The following is a 9,997-nucleotide window of genomic DNA, read 5'->3' as shown; positions in this document are numbered from 1 at the left end:
ACCCATTCTTCGTCTGTCAGGTCGCCACGCATCCACAGGTCTCCGTAAAGACCAGCGTTGAATCACGTCCAAGCCAGCCTGAGAAGATCTTTTGTCAACAGAACCTGGGCCTTAACGCCGGCGTGGAAGCCTCCCGGGCCGGAGAGGCCGGACGCGGATTCGCCGTCGTCGCGCGGGAAGTCCGCGCCCTGGCGCAGCGCTCATCCCACGCCGTGCGGGAGACCAAAACACTGATCGCGGAAGTCGGCCGGGACGTCACCAAGGGCGTCGAACTCGTCAACATCACGGGAGAAGCACTGACAGCCATCACCCAGTCCATCTCGGAAACCGGGTCACTCATCGGAGAAATCGCCGTCTCTGTCGGAAACTCTCCGATAATTCCAGAAATCTGTCCGATATCACAACAAAATTCGTCGTCTCATAACCGCCCGCCCGCGCCCCGTATTTCCGTCCGGACTGTTTTCGACGGGCAATAGCCTGTATGAACGATTCCTGAATTTCTGAAACACAGCAGGACAGAGCGGAAATATGGCGGGCAGCGTCAACAAGGTCATTCTGGTCGGAAATCTGGGAAAAGATCCGGAAGTCCGGAACAGCCAGAACGGAATGAAAATCGTCTCCTTCTCCGTCGCCACCAGCGAGACATGGAACGACCGGGCCTCCGGAGAACGCCGGGAACGGACCGAATGGCACAGGGTCGTCGTCTTTAACGAACGGCTGGCCGATGTCGCGGAACGCTTCCTCAGAAAAGGCCGGAAAGTCTATCTCGAAGGCTCCCTCCAGACCCGCAAATGGACCGGACAGGACGGACAGGAACGCTACACGACCGAGGTCATCCTAGACCGCTTCCGCGGAGAACTCGTCCTGCTCGACAGCCGCAACGCGGAAGGCGGAGATGACAGCTACGGCGGAGGCTACGGAGGCGGAAGCGCCGGCGGCGGCCAGGGCGGCGCAAGCAGCTACGGCAGCACCCCGCGCCAGTCCTCCGGCGGAAGCGCACGCAGCTCCTCGCCCGCCCTCCCCTCACCTGGCGGATGGGACGCACCGGCCGGAGATCTGGACGACGAAATCCCGTTCTGATCCGGACCGGCCGAAGTCACAAAAAGGGATCACGGAACCGGAACCACACCGGCTGATCCCCCCCGCCCTCCCGCACGGCACACACGTCCCCCCGCGGGCAGGGCACTGAAAAACCGGAGCAGCACCGCAAGGACCGGGCAGGAGTTCCCCTCCTCCCCGACATCCTGACCGGAAACAGCAGCCCGACACAACACGACGGAAACCGGCGGAAAACGGGCACACACCCCGCCCCCGCCTGATCTCCGACCGGACACCCCGCCATATCTCCGCCCGAAAGGGCACGACAGCGGACAGCACGAAAACCAGAATGAACCTCTCAGCATATCGCGCCCAGTGGACCCGTAACCCCGTGCGGGAAATCCTCGCCGGAATGGTCGGCACCTTCGCCCTCATCCCCGAAGTGATCGCCTTCTCCTACGTCGCAGGCGTCTCCCCCGCCGTCTCGCTCTTCGCCTCCTTCATGATCAGCGTCACCATCGCCATCACAGGCGGACGCCCCGGCATGATCTCCGGCGCGGCAGGCTCGGTCGCCCTTGTCGCGGCAACCCTGGTACACGCCCACGGCGTGCAGTATCTCTTCGCCGCAACCATCCTCGCCGGCGTGCTCCAGGTCATCTTCGGGCTGCTCCGCCTCCAGGTCATCATGCGGTTCATCCCCGCAGAAGTGCAGACCGGATTCGTCAACGCCCTCGCCATCCTGATCTTCTCGGCCCAGGTGCCGCAGATGCTGCACGTCACCTGGCACACCTACGCCCTGATCGCCCTCGGACTGGCCATCATCTATCTCCTGCCACGCCTCACGACCCTGATCCCCTCCCCCCTGATCTGCATCGTCGTACTGACCGCCATCACCCTGTGGATTCCCATGCCGGTGCACACCGTCTCCGGACTGGGAGACCTCCCGACAGGGCTGCCGCAGTTCGCCCTCCCCCGCATCCCGCTCACCCTGAGCACGCTGGAAATCATCTTCCCCTACGCCGCCGCCATGGCCGCGGTCGGCCTGCTGGAATCCCTGATGACCGCAGACGTCGTGGACGATAAAACCGGAACACGCAGCAGCCCCGAAGCAGAATGCACCGGACTGGGCCTCTCCAACATCCTCGCCGGAGCCTCAGGCGGAATCGCCGGATGCGGCATGATCGGACAGACCGTCGGCAACCTCCGATACGGCGGACGCGGACGCCTCTCCACCTTCACCGCAGGTGCCTTCCTCCTGATCCTGATGGTCCTGCTGCACGACCTCGCCGGACGCGTGCCCATGGCCGCACTCGTCGCCATCATGATCATGGTCTCGGTCAGCACCTTCTCATGGAGCTCCCTGCGCGACCTCACACGACACCCGAAACGCTCCTCCCTGATCATGCTCGTCACCGTCGCCGTCACGGTCGTCTCGCGCGATCTCGCTCTGGGCGTGCTCGCAGGCGTCCTGCTCAGCTGCACGTTCTACGCCTGGCACGTCTCCGAACTGCTCCACATCAGCAGAACACAGGATGGAGACCGCGATATCTACACCGTCACCGGAGAGATCTTCTTCGCCTCCGCTAGCCTCCTGTCAGACGCCATCGACTTTCAGACAGACGCCCGGACCGTCGTGCTGAACCTGGAACGCGCCCGCTTCGGAGATGTCACCTCAGCCGCAGTCATCAGCCGGATCACACAAAGACTGCAGGCACGCAACATCACCCTCCTCGTCACGGGCGCCACAGACACCGCCAGCAGCCTCCTCCCTGATCAGCCCTCCCTGAACACCCCCCTCTGAACAGGCAGACACCCCATGCCCGCAAACTTCCCCTCCGTCCTCCTCATCGCCCTGGGCGGCGCAGCCGGGACCCTCCTGCGCTACTGGGGCACCCTGGCGCTGGCCCGCTGGAGCCAGTCCTTCCCCTGGAGCACGATCCTCATCAATGCAGGCGGCTCCTTCGCCATCGCCTTCTTCGCCGGACTGACCGCCCCGGACGGACGCATCCCCGCCCCGGACGCCGCCCGCCTGTTCTTCATGGTCGGTGTCTGCGGCGGTTTCACAACCTTCTCGTCCTTCAGCCTCCAGACCCTGGATCTGCTGCGCAGCGGCTTCCCGCTCAGAGCCCTCCTCAACATCCTCCTCTCCGTCGCCCTCTGCATGGCCACCGTATCCGCAGGCTGGTTCGCCTCCGTCGCATTGTCGGCCGATCGTAACAATATCCACTAAAAAGTAACGCAAAGTATCTCTTTGCTCTCTTTTCATCCATGTGCCCGCACCCGCCTTGTCTGCGGCATATGCCCGCAGCATGGTCCCCCGCAGATTTCCCTTTCCCTGCAGAGGCAACGCCGTCCGGATGAAAATTCACTACCTGATCACCTCATTCGAAGGTGGCGGAGCCTCGTTTTCCCCTCCCGGATATCCTGAAATTCCTCGCCGATAACGGCTGCGAGATCCGGGGCACCGCCTGCGAACCGCGCGACATGAAAAGCGCGCGCAGGCTGGAAGAGGCCGGTATCCCCTGGGACCTGCTCTCCGGACGCAGGCTCCATAAACTGGCCTTCGTCCCTCGCTTCGTCCGCCTGCTGAAACAGTCCCGTCCGGACGTCATCTGGACCTCCCTGAGCGTCGCCAGCCTCGTGGGACAGATCTCAGGAAAAATCCTGAACATTCCTGTCATCAGCTGGAAAAATACCAGCGATATCAAATCCTACACGAAAATCTTCCACAAACTGACGGATCTGTGGGTCACGGACTGCCACTCCGTGGAAAAACTCATGCGCAGACAGCTCCGCCTGCCGGAAAACAAGGTCCTGACCTGGCCGCTCTTCTCCTGTCAGACCGCCGGAAACATGCCCCCCGCATGGAACGGCAGCAGCACGCTGCGGATCGGAAGCCTCGGACGTCTCAGCCGGGAAAAAAACTACGATCTCCTGATCGACGGCATCGCCGCCTTCCGCAGCAGATCACCGGAGAATGCCGCCCGGCTGAACGTCGTCATCGCCGGAGACGGCCCCATGAAAGACGATCTGCAGGCCCGGATCACCCGCCATAACCTCACGGACACCATCACCCTGGCCGGACATCTCAACGCCCCCGGAGAGTTTCTGCAGACCCTCGATGTCTATATCCAGCCCTCAGAACGCGAGGGCCTGTGCATCGCCGTTCACGAAGCCATGGCCGCAGGACTGCCGGTCATCGCAACCTCTGCCGGCGAACTCGGAGAAAGCGTGATCAGCGGAGAAACCGGCTTCCTCCTGCAGGGACACCTCCCGGACAGCATCGCAGACACCCTGGAAACCATCTTCGCAGACCCCGCATGCCTCAGCCGCAACGGAGAAGGCGCCCGCCGCCTCGTCCGCGAACGCTTCAGCACGGAACATTTCGCACGCACCGGCCACGAAACCCTCCGGCGGATCAGGGATATCATCGCCCTCAGACAGAACCCGCCCCCGCCGGAAAAGCTCACCCGGAAAACAACCCCAGCCGGTATCTGACATCCGCAGCCAGCCGCCTGGGCCAGTTGCGCCCGATATATTTCGCATCGATCAGCGTCACGTCCCCGGTGCCATTCCAGGCACCTTCCGGAGCACCGGCTCCGCCCTCACCGCACACCCCCGACAGCGTATGCAGCCCCTGCACATAGGGCGCGGCAGAAGCAGGCGGGCGCAAAAGCCCGCCCGCACGGAACTCCGGAACCTCCCCCGCCACAGGCAGAGCCGTCTCCAGAAACCGGATCCCGCCGCCATAGGTCGCAGAACAGTCCTGAACCGGCAGAATCACCCGCCCGCCTGAAAGAAACGGAAGACCACCCATCCGGCTCCCGCTCCGGTCCCGCCGCACCGGCCCCGCACAGACATCCCGCCACACCCCGGTCAGCGTCTCCGCACGCGCGATATGCAGCGTGTCCGTACGCCCCTCCTTCGGAAACGGCGGCGTATAGAACATCCACCACGCCCTGTCCGCATAAAGCGGAGACGCATCAATCGCAGCACAGGGAAACCGGAACTCCGGAACCTCCTCCCACCGCCAGGGAAAGGAAACCGCGCGATACAGCGTCAGACTGCCGGATTTATACGCCTCGGGAAGCATCCATATCTCCCCCTCCGCACGAAACACCACCGGATAGGACAGATGCCACGGCCGGGACAGAACAATCCCGCTCTCCACGACCCGGTACTCCGGGTCCAGAACATCCAGCCGGATTACACCCCTCTTCGTGCGATAATCGTAATACTCAGCAAAAAGATAAAGAAACCCGTCCTGACGCAGACCGAAAGGATCGGCCAGAAAACATAAAGGACGCTCCTCGGAAAGCCAGCGGACCACAAACGGATCCAGCGTCCCCGCATCCAGAATCTGCCCCGGAGACGCCTCAACAATTCCCGTGCGCCAGATATCCGTCATGAAAATACTCATCACCCGCCCCCCCGTGCCCGTCACGACCCCCGTCAGGGCCCGTCACAACCGCGTCATGACAGACAAACACGGGAAAATAAGCTGACAGAGCACAAGGACAGGAGTAGCCTGCGCGCACTTGTATGGACAGAGGCGGAAGGCTGATCTGACTCATGGCAAATATGGGAACACGTCTCTACACCCGTTTCAAAGGCCGGCTGGTCGGAAAGGACGAAGCCGGACGGGCGTATTATGAATCCCGTAAACCCACACGCACCGGCGGCGGAGAACTCCGCCACGAACGCTGGGTGATCTACCATAAGGGAGAAGACGGTTCCGCCGTGCCTCCGGAATGGTGGGGATGGCTCCACCACGTCGATGCACAGCCGATCCCGCAATCCGACCGCAAACCCTGGCAGCTGCCCCCGCAGGCCAACCTCACCGGAACCGCCGGAGCCTGGCACCCGCCGGGAAGCGCCCTGCGCGGCGGAAAGCGCCCGCCCGCATCCGGAGACTACGCGGCCTGGACACCGGAAGAATAAAACACGGACAACAGTAAAATCAGCCCGGCGCGACGGAACCGGAAGACATACTACTTCCCTGTTTCATTACATTTCGTAGCACTGAAGGGCCTGTTTCAGACACAAATCAGGTGCTTACTGGACTCATGTCTCCTCCGGGAGATTTTGTACAGGGAGTTTACTGAATGTCTATCAGACGCGTCACCACAGCCCTCCTGCCCGTCCTGGCAGTCGTCGGCACGCTCGGCACGGCAGCAGCTCACCCTCCTGGCGGACCCGGCGGACCAGGATACGGAATTCCGCCGTTCCTGCATGATGCAGACCTGACGGATAAGCAGAAATCCGAAATCCACACCATCATCAAACAGGCGCGCGAAAGCTCACGCGCCGCACGCACCCGCGAACGCAGCGTCCGGGATCAGATCGATACCCTCCTGATGACACCAGGAAAAATCGATCAGACACAGCTCACGGCCCTGACACAGCAGGAAACGACACTGCAGGCCCAGGCCGCACAGGAACGCATGACCGTGGCCGTGAAGATCCATGATCTCATGACCGACAAGCAGCTGACCGAAGCCAAAGAAAAGCACGATAAGATCAAAGCCCTGATGGACCAGATCCACCAGATCAGTCACCCGAAAGACGAAGAGGACTGATCCGCCCTCCCGGCAACAGCCGGGAAACAAGGGACAGAACAGAGGACGGAGAGATCACTCTCCGTCCTCATCCTCCTCATCCGCCAGAAACACGCTTTCCTCAACAAAGCGGCGCGGATCAAGCGAACGCCAGTCCCGCTCCATCGGCGTGGCCGGGTTATCCGCAAAAAACTCAATCTCGGACGCCGAACGCCAGCCCTCCTCGCCGGCACCCGGAATCTCCGTGTCCTCCCCGAACGAAAACCAGCTCTCAACCGCCTCACGCCCGCGCGCACCCGCCGGACGGCAGATCTCAAAACTGTCGCGCACATAGGCCCGCGCAAACGCGCCCGCATGGGACAGCTCGTGAAACCCCTTTATTTCCTCAACAATATTGTCCTCAGCCCCGCCTGAAAGGTCAATGATCCGGACCCGCCAGCCCGCATCCGTACCCTCCGCCTCAGACGGAGCCGTCGGCCTGCTTTCTTCTGTCATGTCGTCTTTCCGCCTCTGCCCTGCGAACCGATGGAAGAAGGAACTCACGCCCGATCTTCACACTCTCCTGCCCGTCATAGGATACAATATCAGCCGTGGCATACGTCTCGGACCATTTCTCAGGAATGAAAGAGCCCGTCCCCACAACATCGATCGGCGCATGCGCATCCGCCATGCACGCACATTTCGAAACACCGAACCCGGACGATACCACAATCCGGACCCGCCCGAACCCGGCCTGATCCAGAGCCTCACGCATCCGCCAGACCGCCGCCGCAGACACACCCGTCCCGATCAGATAACGCAGCTCGGCATCCGAACGGTAAAGCTCCAGAGCCTCCGGAACATGACGCTCCAGAACGGCATAGGATTCCTGCGGATCCAGACCCTCCATAAACCGGCCGCCATGCGTGTCCAGACGCACCGCAATCCGGCCCGCAGCCGCAAGATCCGGAAAACGCCTGCACACGGCAAGAGCATCCGTAATCTCCTGGCCGTAATAATCCACCAGAACCACAAGATCACTGTCGGGATAGGTCTCGTGAAACATCTCCGCCGCACGCAGCGTCGATCCGGCATACCCGATCAGGGCATGCGGCATCGTGCCAAACCCGCGCGACTGCCCGAAAAACATCGACGTCGCATCATTGGCCCCGCCAGTAAACCCGACAGCCCCCTTCTTGCGCGCCGCACGACTGCCGACAGACGCGGCATACGCCATCATCTCCTGCATCTCATACCCGGCACAGTGACGCGCCTCCATGGCCAGAAACTGAGCCTTCGGAAGCGAAAGCGCCATCTGATACGCCTGCTGGGCCGCAACACACGGCGCACCGATCTTCTGCAGCGCCAGCGTCTCCAGACTCGCCAGATGCGCGAAAGACCCCGTCAGATAAACCAGAGGCTGGCCGGCACCGACCCACTCACCCTCCTGAAAAACCAGCTCGGCATTAATCGCGATCTTCTGCTGCTCCCCCGCATTGGCCAGCCACTGCAAAAGCAGACCCGGAGCCGAGATCACCGGACGCCGGATGAAAATCGCATAGGTCACAACCCGATCGCCAAACCGGCTGACAATCTCGGATGTCCGGTTGAAATAGGAATCCGTCCGCGCCCGGACCAGACTCTCATCCCCCACAATCACACCCAGAGATTCAGCCACACCCGGCCCGAAGGTCCCCTTCACACGTTCCGTCAAACCGCAGCTCCCTTCCGCCAATGGCAGGAATTTCAGGAGACGGAACGCCCCGCAGGCGGACGCCCCGTCAGCTCCTCGGACAGCAGAAACGCCAGTTCCAGAGACTGCTCCGCATTCAGACGCGGATCACAGAACGTCTCATACCGGTCGCCCAGATCATGCTCCGTCAGCTTCCGTGCACCACCGATGCACTCCGTCACGTCCTGACCCGTCATCTCGATATGAACACCGCCGGGCGTCAGCCCCTCGGCAGCAAAGACATCGAAGAAACCACGAACCTCATCCATGATCGCATCAAAAGAACGTGTCTTGATCTTCGAAGACGTGGACACCGTGTTTCCATGCATCGGATCGGTCAGCCACGTCACCGTCCGGCCCGTCCCGCGCACCGCACGCAAAAGCGGCGGAAGCGCATCACGGATCTTCTCCGACCCCATGCGCGAAATCAGCGTGATCCGCCCCGCCTCATCCGACGGATTGAGAATCTCCAGAAGCCGCTCCAGATCCGCAACCTGCGTCGTCGGACCCACCTTGATCCCGATCGGATTGCGAACCCCGCGCAGAAACTCGACATGCGCCCCGTCCGGCTGCCGCGTCCGGTCCCCGATCCACAGAAAATGCGCCGAACAGTCATACCACTCGCCGGAAGTGGAATCGATCCGCGTCAGAGCCTGCTCATACGGCAGCAGAAGCGCCTCATGAGAGGTATAGAACTCCGTCTCGTTAATCTGCGGCGTCGTCTTCTCCGTCATCCCGCAGGCCGACATGAACGCCAGCGTCTCATCAATCCTGGACGCAAGCGCACGATACCGGTCCGCCAGAGGAGACCGCTCCACAAACCCCAGATTCCAGCGATGAACCTGATGCAGATTGGCATAGCCGCCACCCGCAAACGCACGCAGAAGATTCTGAACACCCGCAGACTGGAAATATCCCGTCTCCATCCGCACCGGATCAGGAATACGCGCCTGAGGCGTAAACTCCGGGCCGTTGATGATGTCCCCGCGATAGGACGGAAGCGTCACATCCCCCACAGTCTCCGTGTCAGACGAACGCGGCTTGGCATACTGCCCCGCCATACGCCCGATCTTCACAACCGGAACCTTCGCACCATAACTCAGGACAACAGCCATCTGCAGAAGAACACGGAACGTGTCTCGCACGACATCCGCCGTAAACTCACCAAAGCTCTCCGCACAGGCCCCGCCCTGAAGCACAAAAGCCTCACCCGTCGCAGCCTGAGCCAGATGCGAACGCAGACGCCGGACCTCACCGGCAAAAACCAGCGGAGGATAACGGTGCAGACGCCCCTCAACAGCCTCAAGAGCCGCCTGATCCGGATAGGACGGAACCTGCCGGATCGGAAACCCGCGCCAGCTGTCCAGACTCCAGCCCGGAGAAACAGAAGAAATGGAACCGGCGGCGCTCATAACGGTCGTCCTGTCTGCAAAATCACAAACCACCCGAAAACGGGCAGCCTTTATGAAAGGTTTTTCGATGATTCGTAAAGATACCCCCGGAGAAGGCCGTATAAAGCGTGCTGTTTTTCAGCAGGTGCCACCGCTCTGCCACAAGCCACCCGCCTCATTCCGGAGACATCAGAACCGCCGGCAAAATCCGGAGAGGGACTTATACCAACCGTTGATTGCTAGAACCTATGTGCCCAATTGCGCAGTCCGATTGACATGATGCGCCAAGGTTGTTCGAC

10 protein-coding genes and 1 pseudogene are annotated in these 9,997 nt (G+C 61.6%); 7 read left to right on the top strand and 4 right to left on the bottom strand.

The features are described 5' to 3' along the window. The 5 genes from LOC54_RS09975 to LOC54_RS09955 all read left to right on the top strand — a co-directional run. Positions 1 to 476: methyl-accepting chemotaxis protein (locus LOC54_RS09975; RefSeq protein ID WP_279313666.1), on the top strand; the 476-nt coding region annotated here is incomplete at its 5' end. 52 nt (positions 477 to 528) lie between these two features. Beyond that, positions 529 to 1,080, top strand: coding sequence for a single-stranded DNA-binding protein (gene ssb / locus LOC54_RS09970; RefSeq protein WP_279313665.1), 552 nt, complete (start codon positions 529 to 531; stop codon positions 1,078 to 1,080). A 307-nt stretch (positions 1,081 to 1,387) separates the two neighbouring features. After that, the gene (locus LOC54_RS09965; RefSeq protein ID WP_279313664.1) at positions 1,388 to 2,839 is read left to right on the top strand and encodes a SulP family inorganic anion transporter; all 1,452 of its coding nucleotides are present in this window, start codon (positions 1,388 to 1,390) and stop codon (positions 2,837 to 2,839) included. A 15-nt stretch (positions 2,840 to 2,854) separates the two neighbouring features. After that, positions 2,855 to 3,268: a fluoride efflux transporter CrcB gene (gene crcB / locus LOC54_RS09960; RefSeq protein WP_279313663.1), complete on the top strand. Its 414-nt coding sequence runs from the start codon at positions 2,855 to 2,857 to the stop codon at positions 3,266 to 3,268. 161 nt (positions 3,269 to 3,429) lie between these two features. Further along, entirely contained in the window at positions 3,430 to 4,536 is a 1,107-nt protein-coding gene (locus LOC54_RS09955) for a glycosyltransferase (protein ID WP_279313662.1), read from the top strand. On the opposite strand, the gene LOC54_RS09950 is transcribed toward LOC54_RS09955, so the two are convergent. Continuing rightward, a complete protein-coding gene (locus tag LOC54_RS09950; RefSeq protein ID WP_279313661.1) occupies positions 4,505 to 5,458 on the bottom strand; it encodes a hypothetical protein in 954 nt (317 codons plus the stop codon). The genes LOC54_RS09955 and LOC54_RS09950 overlap by 32 nt on opposite strands. Positions 5,459 to 5,610: 152 nt before the next feature. Here LOC54_RS09950 and LOC54_RS09945 point away from each other — a divergent pair, with 152 nt between their 5' ends. Together LOC54_RS09945 and LOC54_RS09940 are read left to right on the top strand one after the other, a co-directional pair. Then, the gene (locus LOC54_RS09945; protein ID WP_279313660.1) at positions 5,611 to 5,979 is read left to right on the top strand and encodes an NADH-ubiquinone oxidoreductase subunit NDUFA12 family protein; all 369 of its coding nucleotides are present in this window, start codon (positions 5,611 to 5,613) and stop codon (positions 5,977 to 5,979) included. Positions 5,980 to 6,143: 164 nt separating this feature from the next. Further along, positions 6,144 to 6,533: pseudogene (locus LOC54_RS09940) on the top strand (Spy/CpxP family protein refolding chaperone); the annotation flags it as partial. A 138-nt stretch (positions 6,534 to 6,671) separates the two neighbouring features. On the opposite strand, the gene LOC54_RS09935 reads toward LOC54_RS09940, so the two are convergent. The 3 genes from LOC54_RS09935 to LOC54_RS09925 all read right to left on the bottom strand — a co-directional run bounded on the left by LOC54_RS09935 (position 6,672) and on the right by LOC54_RS09925 (position 9,719). Further along, positions 6,672 to 7,091 (bottom strand): hypothetical protein, encoded by a 420-nt coding sequence (locus LOC54_RS09935; RefSeq protein WP_279313658.1) that lies wholly within the window; start codon positions 7,089 to 7,091, stop codon positions 6,672 to 6,674. Then, positions 7,057 to 8,253, bottom strand: a complete 1,197-nt coding sequence (locus tag LOC54_RS09930; RefSeq protein ID WP_279313667.1) for a nicotinate phosphoribosyltransferase — start codon at positions 8,251 to 8,253, stop codon at positions 7,057 to 7,059. Before LOC54_RS09930 ends, LOC54_RS09935 begins: the two co-directional genes overlap by 35 nt. A gap of 68 nt (positions 8,254 to 8,321) precedes the next feature. After that, positions 8,322 to 9,719, bottom strand: a complete 1,398-nt coding sequence (locus LOC54_RS09925; RefSeq protein ID WP_279313657.1) for a class II 3-deoxy-7-phosphoheptulonate synthase — start codon at positions 9,717 to 9,719, stop codon at positions 8,322 to 8,324. Positions 9,720 to 9,997 lie beyond the last annotated feature (278 nt).

Source organism: Acetobacter sp. AN02 (assembly GCF_029759835.1).
Classification (GTDB): Bacteria; Pseudomonadota; Alphaproteobacteria; order Acetobacterales; family Acetobacteraceae; genus Acetobacter.
The sequence above is the reverse complement of the archived record's forward strand: the minus strand, read 5'-3'. Positions and strand labels throughout refer to the sequence as shown.